The sequence below is a fragment of the Krasilnikovia cinnamomea genome (genome assembly GCF_004217545.1).
Taxonomy (GTDB): Bacteria; Actinomycetota; Actinomycetes; order Mycobacteriales; family Micromonosporaceae; genus Actinoplanes; species Actinoplanes cinnamomeus.
The window spans coordinates 1,595,665-1,611,658 of record NZ_SHKY01000001.1 but is presented as its reverse complement, the minus strand read 5'-3'; the positions used below and the strand labels follow the sequence as shown (position 1 = coordinate 1,611,658).

The following is a 15,994-nucleotide window of genomic DNA, read 5'->3' as shown; positions in this document are numbered from 1 at the left end:
ATGAGCAGCGTGACCGAGCCCGGGGTCGCCACGGGCGAACCCCCCGCCTGGGCCACGGCGCCCGCCGGACCCCCCGCGCCGCAGCAGGACAGGTTCACCCGGTTCCTGCAGCGCCGGTGGCGCGAGTCACCGGTCTGGGCCGCGCCGGTCGCGATGCTGGCCTGCATGGGTGGCGCGGTCGGCTACACGCTGGCGGTCCACCCCACCGACGTCGCCGCCGGTGCGGTGCCCACCTGCCTGCTGAAGTACACCACCGGCTTCCTCTGCCCGGGCTGCGGCGGCACCCGCGCCGCCTGGTATCTGCTGCACGGCGACCTGCCCGCGGCGACTCGCCACCACGCGCTGTTCGTCTTCGTGGTGCCGTTCCTGCTGTACATGTATGTGGCGTGGGCCGGTCGGCGACTGTTCGGCTGGCGCCTGCCCCAGCTGCGGCTCAGCCCCACGACGCTCGGCGTCTTCATCGGGATCTGGGGGGTCTTCACGGTGCTGCGCAACCTCCCGTGGGCACCCTTCACCGCGCTGTACGTCTGAGGCGCGTCTCGCCGGGGGTTGACCCGAGTCGGATCTTGGAACGCCGCCGTTTAGAGTCTGACGGAACCTTCCGCTGATTGGAGCGCCCCCCGTGCCGGAAATCGTCTCGCCGCAGGTCAAGCTCATCGCCTGGACCCAGTTCGAGGCCCCGGACGACGTCGCCTGGAGCACGGACGCCGACGGCGGGCAGGCGCTCGCCGAGTTCGCCGGCCGGGCCTGTTACCAGTCCTGGCGCAAGCCGAACCCGGCCACCGCCACCAACGCGGGCTACCTGGCGCACATCCTCGAGGTCGGGCACCTGTCGGTGCTCGAGCACGGCACGGTGTCGTTCTACTTCTCCGGGGTGTCGCGCTCCTTCACCCACGAGCTGATCCGCCACCGGCACTTCTCGTACTCGCAGCTGTCCCAGCGGTACGTGCCCGAGCGGGAGGCCGCCATGGTCGAGCCCGCCGTGATCGCGGACGACCCGGAGCTGCACAAGAAGTTCGTGGCCGCCGCCGACGCCAGCCTGCAGGCGTACAACGAGCTGCTGGAGGGGCTGGAGCAGCGGTTCGCCGACGAGCCCAACCCGACCCTGCGGCGCAAGCAGGCCCGCCAGGCGGCCCGGGCGATCCTGCCCAACGCGACCGAAACGCGCATCGTGGTCACCGGAAACTACCGGGCCTGGCGGCACTTCGTCGCGATGCGGGCCACCGAGCACGCCGACGTGGAGATCCGTGAGCTGGCGATCGAGTGCCTGCGGCAGCTCCAGCGGGTCGCGCCGAACGTCTTCGCCGACTTCGTGATCTCCACCCTGCCCGACGGCTCCGAGGTCGCCGCGAGCCCGTACGCCGCGCAGGGCTGAATCCGGCATTTCACGCTCGAGTCGGTGCCGCGGGCCTGATATCACCGTGGAGTGACCCGCGTTCCCCGGTGGCGGCGCGCCCTGCTGATCGTCGTCGTCCTGATGGCCCCCCTCGTCCCGGCCACCTCGGCGGCGGCGGGCGGGTACGTCGACCCCACCTTCACCCTCGTCGTCATCCCGGACACCCAGCTGGCCGTGCAGAACAAGCCGGAGCTGTTCAACGCCCAGACTGAGTGGATCGCGCAGCAGCGGGACGCCCTGGGCATCCCGTTCGTCATCCACCTCGGCGACCTCGTGGAGTGGCCGGCGCGGATCTCGGACTGGGAGCGGGCCGCGGCCGCGATGCACCGGCTCGACGGCGTCGTGCCGTACGCGGTCACGGTCGGCAACCACGATCTGGACGCCTGGGCCTGCACCCCGGAGGCGACCTGCGATCCGTGGCCCGGAATCGAACACGACCGCAGCACGGTCATGTTCAACACCTACTTTCCGTGGTCGGCGTTCCGCCGGACGCCGACCTACCGGGCCAGCCATCCGGCCCGGACGATGGACAACAGTTGGTTCGCGTTCCGGGCGGGCGGTGTGCGGTGGCTGGTGCTGAACCTCAAGTTCCGGCCGACCGACGACGAGCTGGCCTGGGCGAACCGGGTCATCGCGCGGCACCCGGATCGCCAGGTGATCATCAACACGCACGAGTACCAGCAGGGCGACGCCCGCACGGCGACCGGCGAACGGATCTGGCAGGCGCTGGGGCGGCGGCACGCCAACGTCCAGTTCATCCTGTCCGGCCATTACACCCGGGTGGGGCGCCGGGTGGACGCGGGCGACGCGGGGAACCCGGTCTACCAGATCCAGGCCGACTACCAGACGTACAGCCTGCCGCGGGTCAACGAGAACAGTTACCTGCGGACGATGGCCTTCGACACCCGGGCCGGTACCGTGTCGGTGCGAACATTTTCGCCGTACTGCGCCGCCACCGGAGAATGTCCGGCACACCTCATCGACGGTCGCAACGAGTTCACGCTCGCCGGTGTGCCGTTCCCGGTCCGCTGAGCGCGGCGGGCCTGTGCAGCGACGAGGTCCCGGCACGTCGGCCACGCCGTCCGATAGGTTGGGGGTATGACGCACGACCCCGCGCGCCCCTTCGGGCGGCTGTTGACGGCCATGGTCACCCCGTTCGCCGCGGACGGCTCCCTCGACGTGGACGGCGCGGCGAAGCTGGCGACGCACCTGGTGGATGAGCAGCGCAACGACGCCCTAGTGATCAGCGGCACGACGGGCGAGTCGCCGACCACCACCGACGCCGAGAAGGACACCCTGCTGCGTGCGGTCCTGGAGGCGGTCGGCGACCGGGCCCAGGTGGTCGCGGGCGTGGGCACGAACAACACCGCGCACACGATCGAGCTGGCCCGCGCCGCCGAGAAGGCCGGGGCGCACGGACTGCTCGTCGTGGCGCCGTACTACAACAAGCCGCCCCAGGCGGGCGTCGCGCGGCATCTGCTGGCGGTGGCCGACGCGGCCGGTCTGCCCGTGATGGTCTACGACATCCCGCACCGCGCGGGCATCGCCATCGCCACCGAGACGATGTGCCGCGTCGCGGAGCACGAGCGCATCGTCGCGGTCAAGGACGCCAAGGGCGACCTCACCGCCAGCTCCTGGGTGCTTGCCCGCACGGACCTGGCCTACTACTCCGGCGACGACGCCACCACCCTGCCGCTGCTGGCGGTCGGCGGGGTCGGGGTGGTCGGCACGTCGACGCATTTCACCGGCGCGCAGACCCAGGACATGATCCAGGCGTACGAGCGTGGTGACGTCGCGACCGCGCTGACCGCGCACCAGCGGCTGCTGCCGCTGTTCACCGGGATCTTCCGGGCCCCGGGCACGATCCTGGTCAAGGCCGGGCTGACGGTGCGCGGGCTGCCCGCCGGACCGGTCCGTTCGCCGCTGGTCGACGCCAGCCGGGCCGAGATCGACCAGCTGATCTCCGACGCCGCGGCGGCCGGACTTCCCCTCGCCCCCGACACCATTGAGGAAACTGCGTGAGCCACGCGCATCAGGAACTCGAATCACCCCCGCCGCTGCCCGAGGGCGCACTGCGGGTGATACCGCTGGGCGGCCTCGGCGCGATCGGCCGCAACATGACGGTCTTCGAGTACAGCGGCAAGCTGCTGGTCATCGACTGCGGGGTGCTCTTTCCCGACGTGGAGCAGCCCGGCGTCGACCTGATCCTGCCGGACTTCACCCCGATCCTGGACCGGCTCGAGGACGTCCAGGCGATCGTGCTTACGCACGGTCACGAGGATCACATCGGGGCGGTGCCGTACCTGCTGGCCCATAAGCCGGACATTCCGCTGGTCGGCTCGGAGTTCACGCTGGCTCTGGTCGAGGCGAAGCTGGCCGAGCGGCGGCTGGACCCGTACACCTTGACGGTCAAGGAGGGACGGCGCGAACGTCTGGGGCCGTTCGAGTGCGAGTTCTTCGCGGTCAACCACTCCATCCCGGACGCGCTCGCGGTGGCGGTGCGCACCCCGGCGGGCCTGATCCTGCACACCGGCGACTTCAAGATGGACCAGGTGCCGCTGGACGGGCGGATCACCGACCTGGCCGGGTTCGCCCGGCTCGGCGCCGAGGGCGTCGACCTGCTGCTCTCCGACTCCACCAACGCGGAGATCCCCGGCTTCGTCACCCCGGAACGCGACATCGGCCCGGTGATCGGCGCGATCTTCGGAAAGGCGCGGGGCCGCATCATCGTGGCCAGCTTCGCCTCGCACGTGCACCGGGTGCAGCAGGTGCTGGACGCCGCGTACGAATATGACCGCAAGGTCGCGCTGATCGGCCGCTCCATGGTGCGCAACATGGGCATCGCCCGCGAACTGGGCCTGCTGCACATCCCCGACGGCCTGATGGTGAGCCTGGACGAGGCCACCACGCTGCCGCCCGACGAGATCGTGTTCATGTCGACCGGGTCGCAGGGCGAGCCGATGAGCGCGCTGGGCCGCATGTCCACCGGCGATCACCGGCACATCACCATCGAACCCGGCGACACGGTCGTGCTGGCCAGCTCGCTGGTGCCCGGCAACGAGACCTCGGTCTACCGGGTGATCAACCAGCTGGCCCGCGCGGGCGCCACCGTCGTGCACAAGGACACCGCCAAGGTGCACGTCTCCGGTCACGCCCCCGCCGGTGAGCTGATGTACCTGCTCAACGTCGTCCGCCCGAGCAACCTCATGCCGGTGCACGGCGAGTGGCGGCACCTGCGCGCCCACGCCCAGCTCGGCATCGAGTCCGGGGTCTCGCCCGACCGGGTGGTGCTGTGCGAGGACGGCGACGTCGTCGACCTCGTGGAGGGCCACGCCCGCCATGTCGGCCGCCTCAAGAACCGCTACGTGTACGTGGACGGCCTGGCCGTCGGCGACGTCAGCGAGTCCCTGCTCACCGAACGCCGGATCCTCGGCGACGGCGGTTTCATCTCGGCCACCGTGGTGATCGACTCGGTTACCGGCAAGGTGGTGGGGGAGCCGACGGTGGCGGCCAAGGGCTTCTCCGAGGACCCGCAGGCGTTCAACGCGGTGCTCCCGCTGCTCACCGCCGCCCTGGACCGGGCCGCCGAGGACGGCATCACGGACACCCACCAGCTGCAACAGGTGGTTCGCCGCACGGTGGGTCGCTGGGTGAACGACGCGTACCGCCGCCGCCCCATGATTGTGCCCACCGTGGTCGAGGTGTGACGCAGCGGCATTGTTTCCGGTGAATATCTGATTTCTTCAACCGTTTCCAGCTCCCTTCCGTATCTCGGGTCACGGCGTCGTTCCAACGGCGCGCGAGGCGAGGGGAGTTACGGATGCAGCGGAGAACGGTCGTCGCGATCGCGGCGACGGTGACGGCAGCGGGAGCGGCGGTGGCGTTCACGCTGCCGTCGATGGCGGGCACGAACACGTCGCCCGGTGCCGCGCCGCGCACGACGAGCCGCGTGGCCCCGCAGCTGCTGGCCGCGATGAAGCGGGACCTGGGCGTCGACGCCGGCCAGGCCACCGCGATGGTCCAGCGGGCGAAGTGGGCCAGCGGGGTGACCGCCCAGCTGCGTACGGAGGCCGGCTCGACGTGGGCGGGCTCGTGGCTCACCGACGGCGGCATGACCCTCAACGTCGCCGTGACCGACCCGGCGATGGCGGCCCGGGCGCGCGCCGCGGGCGCCACCGCGAAGGTCGTCGACCGCAGCGCGGCCCAGCTCGACACCGCGAAGAAGGCGCTGGACGCCGCCGCCACCCGCGCCGATCGGGCCCTGCCCGGCTGGTACGTGGACGTGGCCTCGAACAAGATCGCCGTGCAGGCGCTGCCGGGTGAGGCTGACCAGGCGCGCGACCTCGCCGAGGACGCCGGTCTGCCCGCCGACGCGGTGAAGGTCGTGGAGGCCAAGGCCCGGCCGAAGCCGCTGGCCGACGTCATCGGCGGCCAGCCGTACTTCATCAGCGTCGCCGGGGGCACCGGCCGGTGCTCGATCGGCTTCGCGGTCGAGGGCGGCTTCCTCACCGCCGGGCACTGCGGCAAGCGCGGCGACGACACCGCCGACCTGAACCAGCAGCCGGCCGGCGAGACCGTCGCCTCCGTCTTCCCGGGCAACGCGGACCTGGGCGTGGTGCGGGTCGACAACGCCGACACCTTCCAGCCGTTCGTCGACGACTTCAACGGCAACGCGCTGCCCGTGGCGGGCAGTGCCGAGGCGCCCGTGGGTGCCGCGGTCTGCCGTTCGGGCTCCACGACCGGCCTGCGCTGCGGCACGATCCTGGCCAAGAACCAGACGGTCAACTACCCGGAGGGCGCGGTCACCGGCCTGACCCGTACGGACGCCTGCGCGGAGGGCGGCGACTCGGGCGGCCCGTGGCTCACCGGCGACCAGGCGCAGGGCGTCACCTCCGGCGGCTCCGGCGACTGCAGGGTCGGCGGCGAGACCTTCTTCCAGCCCGTGAACGAGATTCTGCAGCGCACCGGCGTCACGCTGGTGACGACGGGCGGCGCCGGGGGTGGGGCGGCCCCGCCCGCCCAGGGCTCCGACAACCCGCCGGCCAACGGCGGCGCCCAGCAGGGCAACGACCAGGGCGGTGCCCAGCAGGGTGACGACGAGGGCGGTGCCCAGCAGGGTGACGACGAGGGCGGTGCCCAGCAGGGCGCCGACGCGGGCGGCCAGCAGGATGGTGACCAGCAGGCTGGTGACGGTCAGCAGGCCGGTGGGCAGCAGGCCGGCGACGGCCAGCAGCAGGGCAACGGCAACGGCGGGCAGCGCCGCCACCACCGCTGAGACGCTGCCTTCAGGGCCAGCTGCCCGCGTCGGTCTTCCTCCGTCCGACGCGGGCAGCTCCATGTCCGCCCCCAGACCCACCCGCCCCGGATGGACGTCGTATCAGGCGGTGGGCTTGGCTGTGTGCGGAGTTCGGGTCTGGACATGACCTGAGCTCTTCAACATCTGGGCGGCGAACCTAGCTGCTGGCGCGGACGCCGTCGGGCATAGGGGCGGGCCGGGTTTGTGTGGAGTTTGGGTGAGGAGTTGACCTGAACTCTTCAAGATCTCGGGTGGCGAGTCTGGCTGCTGGAGTGGGCGCCGGTGGGTCGCGGGGTGGGCTCGGGGTGTGTGTGGAGTTTGGGTGAGGAGCTGACCTGAGGTCTTCAAGATCTCGGGTGGCGAGTCTGGCTGCTGGCGCGGACGCCGTCGGGCATAGGGGCGGGCCGGGTTTGTGTGGAGTTTGGGTGAGGAGCTGACCTGAGGTCTTCAAGATCCTGGGCGGGGACAAGGGTCGCCGGTGCGGGCCGGGGGCTGGGGTGACGGTGCGGCTACCGTTGGTTCGTGGGCTACCGGATTCTCGTCGCCGCCGCGGTGGGCGTGCACTTCGCCTTCCTCGCGTACGGGGTGTTCGGCGGCTTCCTCGCCTGGCGCTGGCCCCGCACCATCTGGCTGCACGCCGCCTGTGCGCTGTGGCTGCTGACCATCGTCGTGTTCGACGGCCTGTGCCCGCTGACCTGGCTGGAGGATCGCGGCCGGGAGGCCCTGGGCGAGCCACCCCGGGTGGGCGGCTTCCTCGACAACCACATCGCCGGCGTCTTCTACCCGCACGGTCACGAGGTCGCGGCCCGGCTGGTCGTGGCGCTGATCGTGCTCACCTCCTGGGTCGGCCTCGGTGTCCGGCTGGCCCGCCGCCGAACCGCGCTACCCACCGTCGATGTCCCGGCCGGGCGTGACGAAAGTGAATGCCGGTCACGGTGAGCCTGCTGGGCACACCTGCACGGCCCCGTTACGGTGTTTCACATGGCGGGCCGTACTCCTCCGGCGAGCCGGGGCCGCGCCGCGTCCACCTCACGCGGCGCCGGTGCCGCGCGCACTCCCCAGCCCACCCGCAAGACTCCCGCCGCCGGCAAGACCTCCGCCGCTCGCAAGACCGCCGCCCGCAAGACCACCTCCGCCCGTAGGGGCCGTACCGTGTCGCGCGCCCGCCGCCCCAGCGTGGGGTCGGCGGTGGCCACCGGGGTCGGCCGGGGCCTCGCCGCTGTGTGGATGGGGGTGGCGCACGGGGTCGGCTGGGCGGCCCGGGGCGTCGGCCGCCAGGCCGCCACCGCGCGCGACATCGACCCGGAGCACCGCCGCGACGGCGCTGGCCTGCTGCTGCTGGGCCTCGCCATCCTCGTCGGCGTCGCGGTGTGGGCGGACAGCGCCGGCCCGGTCGGCGCCCGCCTCGCCGACGCCGTACGCCTGTTCTTCGGCGGCCTCGCCGTCCTGCTGCCCCTGCTGCTGCTGTACGGGGCGGTCCGGCTGATGCGCCGCCCCGCCGACCCCGAACACCGTGGCCGGTCCCTGGTGGGCTGGGGCGCGCTGGTCATGGCGACCGCGAGCCTGCTGCACATCGCCCGGGAACCGGCCGACGACGTCGCCATCACCAAGGCGGGCGGCCTGCTCGGGTACGGCGTCGGTGCCCTGCTGGAACGCGCGGTGACCGCGTGGGTGGCCGTACCGTTGCTGATTTTGCTCTTCCTGTTCGGGTTGCTGGTGATCACCGCGACGCCGATCAGCCGCATTCCCGAACGCCTGATGCTGCTGGCCGACATGATCCTGGGCCGTTCCGCGGCCCCGGAGCCGCGGCTGGACGACGCCGAGCCCGGCCTGGAGTCCGACGAGGACGATGGCGGGCCGGTCAAGACGAGGCGCCCGGCGCGGCGCCGCCAGGGCTCGCTGGCGGATCTGGGTCTGGGTCCGGACGAGCCGGACGGCGACGAGGATCCGATCGTGCACGACACGGTCGCGTTGCCGCGCGGTGGGAAGCTGCCCGCCAGCCGCAAGGCCCCGGAGCCGCCGGAGCACTCGCCGCTGCCCCCGACGCGGGCCGAGCAGCTCGACATCTCCGCGGTGGAGGGCGACTACCGGCTGCCCCCGCCGAAGCTGCTCGGCACGGGCGCCGCGCCGAAGACGCGCAGCCGCGCCAACGACGAGATCATGGCGGCGTTGACCGGGGTGTTCGACCAGTTCAACATCGACGCGGCGGTCACCGGGTTCACCCGGGGTCCGACGGTCACCCGCTACGAGGTCGAGGTCGGGCCGGGCGTCAAGGTCGAGCGGATCACCCAGCTGTCGCGCAACATCGCGTACGCGGTGAAGTCGCCGGATGTGCGGATCCTCAGCCCGATCCCGGGCAAGAGCGCGGTCGGCGTGGAGATCCCCAACACCGACCCGGAGAACGTGGCCCTCGGCGACGTGCTGCGTTCGCGCGCCGCCACCGCGGATCACCACCCGATGCTGGTGGCGCTCGGCAAGGACATCGAGGGCGGGTTCGTCGTCGCCAACCTGGCGAAGATGCCGCACATCCTCATCGCGGGTGCCACCGGCGCGGGTAAGTCGTCCTGCCTGAACTCGCTGCTGGTGTCGCTGCTGACGCGGGCCACCCCGGACGAGGTGCGGCTGCTGCTGGTCGACCCGAAGCGGGTCGAGATGACCGCGTACGAGGGCATCCCGCACCTGGTCACCCCGATCGTGACCAACCCGAAGAAGGCGGCGGACGCCCTGGACTGGGTCGTGCGCGAGATGGACATGCGCTACGACGACCTCGCCGCCAACGGGGTCCGGCACATCGACGACTACAACCGCAAGGTACGCGCGGGGGAGATCACCGCCCCGCCGGGCAGCGAGCGGGTCATCAAGCCGTACCCGTATCTGCTGGTGATCGTCGATGAGCTGGCCGACCTCATGATGGTCGCCCCGCGCGACGTCGAGGACTCCGTCGTCCGGATCACGCAGCTCGCCCGCGCGGCGGGCATCCACCTGGTGCTGGCCACCCAGCGGCCCTCGGTGGACGTGGTGACCGGCCTGATCAAGGCGAACGTGCCGTCCCGGCTGGCGTTCGCCACCAGCTCCCTGGCGGACTCGCGGGTCATCCTGGACCAGCCGGGCGCGGAGAAGCTGCTCGGCCGGGGCGACGGCCTGTTCCTGCCGATGGGCGCCTCCAAGCCGATCCGCATCCAGGGCGCCTGGGTGGACGAGAAGGAGATCGCCTCCGTCGTCAAGTTCTGCAAGGACCAGCGGGAGCCGGAGTTCCGCCCGGACGTCACCGCGCCGCCGCAGGACAAGAAGAAGGAGATCGACGAGGAGATCGGCGACGACCTGGAGGTGCTGATCCAGGCGATCGAGCTGGTCGTCACGTCGCAGTTCGGTTCGACCTCGATGCTGCAGCGCAAGCTGCGGGTCGGCTTCGCGAAGGCGGGCCGGCTCATGGACCTCATGGAGACGCGGGGGATCGTCGGGCCCTCCGAGGGTTCGAAGGCCCGCGACGTGCTGGTCAAGCCGGACGAACTGGAGGAGACGCTCGCCGCGCTACGCGTCGACTAGCACTTCGGCGCTGCGCCGGGGCGCCGGAATGCGCGGGGCCGCCCGCACGTCTGCCAGCAGCGCGTATCCGGTGGTCAGCAGCGCCGCGAACAGCAGCGCGGCGAGAACCTTGAGATCCACGAACGGGCCGTGCCGGGTGTTCCAGAACAGGAACGGCAGGTACGACAGCAGCGACGCCACCTGCACCAGCAGCGGAACGAACCACAGCCGTGGCCGGTAGAACGCCAGCACCACGGTCAGCACGTCCGCCAGGTAGAAGTAGCGCTCGTGCATGCCGGGCAGCAGCCACGGCACCACCATCGCGAAGAACGCCGCCGCCGTGACGATCCGGGCCGCGTCCAGCCGGGCCCGGGTGGCCACCAGGATCCAGCAGACGCCGGTGACCACGGCGACCGCGAACACGTCGCCGAGCGCCCGGACCGCGTCGAGCCGGGTGGTGACCGGCAGGAACGCGTACACGGAGGCGGCGCTGGAGGTCAGCGCGGACACCCACGACGCCTGCCGCGCCGGGCTGTACAGGGTCAGCAGGTCGATGGGGTCGCGCCCCAGCAGCAGCGCGGGCAGGTCGAGGACCACCAGCACGGCGGGCACGGCCAGCAGGGTCCGCCACGGCAGCCGTCCCGCCAGGGCCAGCAGCCCGAGCAGCGGAAACAGGAAGATCGCCTGCGGCTTGAAGGCCAGCGCCACCGCGCACAGTGACACTCCCCACCACGGCCGCCCGCGCAGCAGGTAGTACACCCCGCCAAGTCCGAACGCGCCCCAGATCGCGTCGCACTGCCCGTAGAACGAGCTGTTGATCACGACGGTGGGCAGGAACGCCATCACGAACGCCGCCAGCAGCGGCACCCGCCAGCTCCGGTGGCGCAGCGCCACGATCCGGTACGTGAAGAACACCAGCAGCGCGTCGAACACCAGCCACAACGCCTTGGCCTTGACGACCAGCGGGCCGGGCACGTACGTCAGCAGCGCCAGCAGGTAGAGGAACGGCGCGTTGTAGTTGCCGATCGGCTCACCGAGACCGCGCAGACCCCCGGCGGCCTCGAGCTTGCCGTACCAGACCGCGAAGATCCGCATGTCCGCCGTGAATTCGTGCCGCCCCACCAGGCGCACCGCCAACGCCAGCCCCACCAGGACCACGATCAGCAGCAACTCCGCCGGCGGCACCGCCCGCAGCCGCCGTACCCGTTCCCGCAGCATCGATCTCCCTCGTCGCCCCGTGCCGGTCGGCGACGGTAACGGGCCCCGCTGAACACCGGTCGTCGCGGGCGTTACCGGACGATGTCGGCCCGGCACCCGGCGCAGTGCGGTCACACCGGCCGTGCGGCGAACCGGCTGGCCACCACCGACCGGTAACCTTGGCGGGGTGTCCGCCACTCCCGCCCGCCGCGTAGCCCTGCTGACCCTGGGCTGTGCCCGCAACGAGGTCGACTCCGAGGAACTCGCCGCCCGCCTCGACGCGGGAGGCTGGCAGGTCAGCACCGACGCCGACGGTGCCGACGTGGTGCTCGTCAACACGTGCGGCTTCGTGGAGAAGGCGAAGCAGGACTCGATCGAGACCCTGCTGGCGGCCGCCGACACCGGGGCCAAGGTGGTCGCGGCCGGCTGCATGGCGGAACGGTACGGCCGGGAGCTCGCCGACACCCTGCCCGAGGCGCAGGCGGTGCTCGGCTTCGACGACTACCCGGACATCGCGGCCCGCCTCGACGGGGTGCTGGCGGGGGAGCGGTTCGACGCGCACACCCCCCGGGACCGCCGCGAGCTGCTGCCGCTCACCCCGGTCCACCGGCAGGCCGCCGCCGTGGTCGTGCCCGGGCACGCGACCGTGGACGAGCACACCCCCGCCCACCTGCGCCAGGTGCTGCGCCGCCGCCTCGACTCCGGGCCGGTCGCCAGCCTGAAGCTGGCCAGCGGGTGCGACCGGCGGTGCGCGTTCTGCGCCATCCCGGCGTTCCGGGGCGCGTTCGTCTCCCGCGACCCGCAGGAGCTGCTGGCCGAGGCCGAGTGGCTGGCCAAGACCGGCGTCCGCGAACTGGTGCTGGTCAGCGAGAACAGCACCTCGTACGGCAAGGATCTGGGCGACCCGCGGCTGCTGGAGAAGCTGCTGCCGCAGCTCGCCGCGATCGACGGCATCGTCCGGGTCCGGGCCAGCTACCTGCAGCCCGCCGAGACCCGCCCCGGCCTGGTCGAGGCCATCGCCACCACTGCCGGGGTCGCGGCGTACTTCGACCTGTCCTTCCAGCACTCCAGCGAGCCGGTGCTGCGCCGCATGCGCCGCTTCGGCTCGACGCAGCGGTTCCTGGAGCTGCTCGACACCGCCCGGGCGCTGGCCCCCGAGGCGGGCGCCCGCAGCAACTTCATCGTCGGCTTCCCCGGCGAGACCCGCGGCGACGTCGCGGAGCTGGTCCGCTTCCTGAGCGCCGCCCGGCTCGACGCCATCGGCGTCTTCGACTACAGCGACGAGGACGGCACGGAGGCCGCCGGGCTGCCCGGCAAGGTCCGCGCCGACACGGTCAAGCGACGGTACGACCGGATCAGCGCGCTCGCCGACGAGCTGTGCGCGCAGCGGGCCGAGGAGCGGCTGGGCTCGCTGGTCGAGGTGCTGGTCGACACGATCGACGACGGCGAGGTCGAGGGCCGCGCCGAACACCAGGCCCCCGAGGTGGACGGCTCGACCACCCTGGTGGCCGGCGACGCGGGCGTGGACCTGGCCGCGCTGCGCCCCGGCGACCTCGTCCGGGCCCGGGTCACCGGCACCGAGGGCGTCGACCTGGTGGCCGTACCGGTCGAGATGGTCTCCGCAGCCCCGACGGTCTCGACGGCCGCCCGGTGACCAACGAGCCGGTGCCGGTCGCCGCCGTGCCGCGGCGGGTCTCGCTGTACAACGCGGCGAACCTGCTCACCGCGATCCGGCTGGTGCTCGTGCCGGTCTTCCTGGTGCTGGTCGTCGCGTCCGAGATGACCGAGCCCGGCTGGCGGATGGCGGCCTGCCTGGTGTTCTGCCTCGCCTCCGCGACCGACTTCGTGGACGGGTGGATCGCCCGCCGGTTCCACCTGGTGACCTCGTTCGGCAAGGTGGCCGACCCGATCGCGGACAAGGCGCTGACCGGCACCGCGCTGGTGCTGCTGTCCGCGTACGACCAGCTGAGCTGGTGGGTGACCGCGCTGATCCTGCTGCGCGAGTGGGGCATCACGGCCATGCGCCTGTGGGTCATCCAATACGGCGTGATCCCCGCCAGCCGGGGCGGCAAGGTCAAGACGGCGCTGCAGATCGCCGCGATCGCCTGGTACCTGTGGCCCATGCCGGCGTCGCTGGTGGCCGTCGGCCCGTGGCTGATGGGCGCGGCTGTCGCGGTCACGATCCTGACCGGCGTCGACTACATCGTGCAGGCGGTGCGCCTGCGCCGCGGGGCGGGCGCCGGCGCGGTCACCGGCGGCGAATAGACTCGGTGCCGTGGATCTCCGGGTGGCCGCGGCCGCGGCCGTACACACGCTGGTGGAGCGGGGGCAGACGCTGGCCTCGGCCGAATCGCTGACCGGCGGCCTCGTGGCGGCGACCGTGGTGGAGATCCCGGGGGTCAGCGCGGTGTTCCGCGGCGGCCTCGTGGTGTACGCCACGGATCTCAAGCACAGCCTCGCGGGCGTACCGGAGGAACTGCTGGCCGCGCGCGGACCGGTCGATCCGGACGTCGCCCGCGCCCTCGCGGAGGGCGCCCGGCGGCGGTGCGGCGCCGACTGGGGCCTGGCCACGACCGGGGTGGCGGGCCCCGAGCCGCAGGGCGGCAAGCCGGTCGGCCTGGTCTATGTCGCGGTCGCCGGTCCGCCGGGGGCGACCGTACGGGAACTGCGCCTTTCCGGGCCGCGGGAGCGGGTCCGGACCGAAAGCGTGACCGCAGCGCTGAACCTGCTCGTCGATTCGTTGCGCGCGGTTTCCGACGCAACACCGGCCTGAGCTGCGCAATGTCGACCCGGCCGGAAACGTGGCACGGACCGCGTGGTAGGGGGTACCCCGGTTTTCGGCGGGGCGGGATGTCGGCGTGGCCGGCAGCGGGTACGGTTGCGGGAAGCCTCCGGCGTGTGCCGGCGGCCCCGCCGCAGGAGGAGGTGTCATGGTCCTGCTACGCCGGGTGATCGGTGACGCACTTCGGGCGCGCCGGCAGGGGCAGCACCGCACGCTGCGTGAGGTGTCGACCGCCGCCAACGTCAGCCTGGGCTATCTGTCGGAGATCGAGCGCGGTCAGAAGGAAGCGTCCAGTGAACTGCTGGCCGCGATCTGTGACGCCCTGGGCGCCCGCCTGTCCGAGCTGCTGCGCGAGGTGAGCAGCACGCTGGAGCTCGCCGAGGGCATGCAGGGTGTGCTCGTGCCGGTCGAGGGCGGCGAGGCCACCTCGGTCGCGCCGGTCCAGCCCGCGGCGGTGGCCCCGGCTCAGGCCGCGCCCGCCGACGCCGCAGTGCGCCAGGTGGCGACCGACGGCACGGTGTCCGTTTCCGTGCACCAGGAGACCCCGCTCAAGGCCACGCTGCGCGCCACCCGCAAACGCGAACGCGGCGTCATCTACGCCGCCTGAGAGCCGCCTGAGAGCCGCCTTCGCCGTCCGAGGTCACCGACGTCGCGGGCCCGCCGCCACGATGGGTCGTGGTGCCGTCGCGCCCTCCGGCGCCCTGGGCGGTCCTTGCCGCCGCCTGGGCCTTCGTTCCGGGGTCCACGGCGCGTAGCCTCGTAGCGGGGACCCCGGGCGCTAAGGGATAGCCCTGAGATCCCCCGTAGGTCACGTGACGCCGGTGGCGTCGAGCTGACACCATGGAGCTCGCGCCCCGCAGCCGATCAGACCGGCGTCGATGGCGTGTCCGACCAGGTGACATTGAGGGGATACCGCGAGATGGCGAACCCGTTCGTCAAGGGCTGGCGTTACATCATGGCGCTCTTCGGCGCCAAGATCGACGAGTACGCCGACCCCAAGGTTCAGATCCAGCAGGCGATCGAGGACGCCCAACGGCAACACCAGGCACTGGTGCAGCAGGCCGCCGCGGTCATCGGTAACCAGCGGCAGCTGGAGATGAAGCTGTCCCGGCAGATGAGCGAGGTCGAGAAGCTGCAGGGCATGGCCCGCCAGGCGCTCGTGCTGGCCGACCGGGCACGGGCCGGCGGCGACGAGGCGGAGGCGCAGAAGTACGAGGCCACCGCGCAGACTCTGGCGACCCAGCTCGTCTCCGGCGAGCAGGCCATGGAGGACCTGAAGACCCTGCACGACCAGGCGCTGTCGGCCGCCGGGCAGGCCCGCAAGGCGGTGGAGAACAACGCGATGGTGCTGCAGCAGCGCATCGCCGAGCGCTCCCGCCTGCTCAGCCAGCTCGAACAGGCCAAGATGCAGGAGACCGTCGCCCGGTCGCTGGAGTCGATGTCCTCGCTGGCCGCCCCCGGCAACACCCCCTCGCTCGACGAGGTGCGCGACAAGATCGAGCAGCGGTACGCCAACGCGATGGGCCGCGCCGAACTGGCCGCGAACTCCGTCGAGGGCCGGATGCTCGAGGTGCAGAAGTCCAGCCTCGACCTCGCCGGCCAGTCCCGGCTGGACCAGATCCGCGCCAGCATGGCCGGCGACAAGCTGGGCGCGGCCCCGGCTCAGCCCGCCGTCGAGCAGGCCGCCGCACCGGCCGCCACCCAGGCCGCCGACCCGGCCAGCGTCGCCCGGCTCGACGAGATCCGGGCCAGCATGAACGCGAAGCGGGGGGACACCAGCGCCGCCGGCTGAGTGCCG

The 15,994-nt window shown here is 72.2% G+C and carries 14 protein-coding genes; 13 read left to right on the top strand and 1 reads right to left on the bottom strand.

Going from position 1 to position 15,994, the window contains the following annotated elements:
• From EV385_RS07035 to EV385_RS07000, 8 genes are all read left to right on the top strand, one after another.
• Positions 1 to 531, top strand: a complete 531-nt coding sequence (locus EV385_RS07035) for a DUF2752 domain-containing protein (protein WP_130508715.1) — start codon at positions 1 to 3, stop codon at positions 529 to 531.
• 100 nt (positions 532 to 631) lie between these two features.
• Positions 632 to 1,375 (top strand): FAD-dependent thymidylate synthase, encoded by a 744-nt coding sequence (gene thyX, locus EV385_RS07030; protein ID WP_207230065.1) that lies wholly within the window; start codon positions 632 to 634, stop codon positions 1,373 to 1,375.
• A 51-nt stretch (positions 1,376 to 1,426) separates the two neighbouring features.
• Positions 1,427 to 2,428 (top strand): metallophosphoesterase, encoded by a 1,002-nt coding sequence (locus EV385_RS07025; RefSeq protein WP_130508713.1) that lies wholly within the window; start codon positions 1,427 to 1,429, stop codon positions 2,426 to 2,428.
• A gap of 66 nt (positions 2,429 to 2,494) precedes the next feature.
• Entirely contained in the window at positions 2,495 to 3,418 is a 924-nt protein-coding gene (dapA, locus tag EV385_RS07020) for a 4-hydroxy-tetrahydrodipicolinate synthase (protein ID WP_130508712.1), read from the top strand.
• Positions 3,415 to 5,103: a ribonuclease J gene (locus tag EV385_RS07015; protein ID WP_130508711.1), complete on the top strand. Its 1,689-nt coding sequence runs from the start codon at positions 3,415 to 3,417 to the stop codon at positions 5,101 to 5,103. Before dapA ends, EV385_RS07015 begins: the two co-directional genes overlap by 4 nt.
• 113 nt (positions 5,104 to 5,216) lie before the next feature.
• Positions 5,217 to 6,671: a S1 family peptidase gene (locus EV385_RS07010; protein ID WP_130508710.1), complete on the top strand. Its 1,455-nt coding sequence runs from the start codon at positions 5,217 to 5,219 to the stop codon at positions 6,669 to 6,671.
• Positions 6,672 to 7,214: 543 nt separating this feature from the next.
• A complete protein-coding gene (locus tag EV385_RS07005; RefSeq protein WP_130508709.1) occupies positions 7,215 to 7,631 on the top strand; it encodes a DUF2784 domain-containing protein in 417 nt (138 codons plus the stop codon).
• A 42-nt stretch (positions 7,632 to 7,673) separates the two neighbouring features.
• Entirely contained in the window at positions 7,674 to 10,238 is a 2,565-nt protein-coding gene (locus EV385_RS07000) for an FtsK/SpoIIIE family DNA translocase (protein WP_130508708.1), read from the top strand.
• Here EV385_RS07000 and EV385_RS06995 read toward each other — a convergent pair.
• Complete coding sequence (locus EV385_RS06995; RefSeq protein WP_130508707.1) at positions 10,224 to 11,435, bottom strand: glycosyltransferase 87 family protein; 1,212 nt, start codon at positions 11,433 to 11,435, stop codon at positions 10,224 to 10,226. The genes EV385_RS07000 and EV385_RS06995 overlap by 15 nt on opposite strands.
• Positions 11,436 to 11,601: 166 nt before the next feature.
• Between EV385_RS06995 and rimO the strand changes: the two genes are divergently transcribed.
• The 5 genes from rimO (at position 11,602) to EV385_RS06970 (ending at position 15,988) form a co-directional block, all read left to right on the top strand.
• Positions 11,602 to 13,068, top strand: a complete 1,467-nt coding sequence (gene rimO, locus EV385_RS06990; protein WP_130508706.1) for a 30S ribosomal protein S12 methylthiotransferase RimO — start codon at positions 11,602 to 11,604, stop codon at positions 13,066 to 13,068.
• On the top strand, positions 13,065 to 13,679 hold the full coding sequence (gene pgsA / locus EV385_RS06985; RefSeq protein WP_130508705.1) for a CDP-diacylglycerol--glycerol-3-phosphate 3-phosphatidyltransferase: 615 nt from the start codon (positions 13,065 to 13,067) through the stop codon (positions 13,677 to 13,679). Before rimO ends, pgsA begins: the two co-directional genes overlap by 4 nt.
• Positions 13,680 to 13,689: 10 nt before the next feature.
• On the top strand, positions 13,690 to 14,187 hold the full coding sequence (locus tag EV385_RS06980) for a CinA family protein (RefSeq protein ID WP_130508704.1): 498 nt from the start codon (positions 13,690 to 13,692) through the stop codon (positions 14,185 to 14,187).
• A gap of 157 nt (positions 14,188 to 14,344) precedes the next feature.
• Complete coding sequence (locus EV385_RS06975; protein WP_130508703.1) at positions 14,345 to 14,803, top strand: helix-turn-helix domain-containing protein; 459 nt, start codon at positions 14,345 to 14,347, stop codon at positions 14,801 to 14,803.
• Positions 14,804 to 15,115: 312 nt separating this feature from the next.
• Entirely contained in the window at positions 15,116 to 15,988 is an 873-nt protein-coding gene (locus tag EV385_RS06970) for a PspA/IM30 family protein (protein WP_130508702.1), read from the top strand.
• Positions 15,989 to 15,994 lie beyond the last annotated feature (6 nt).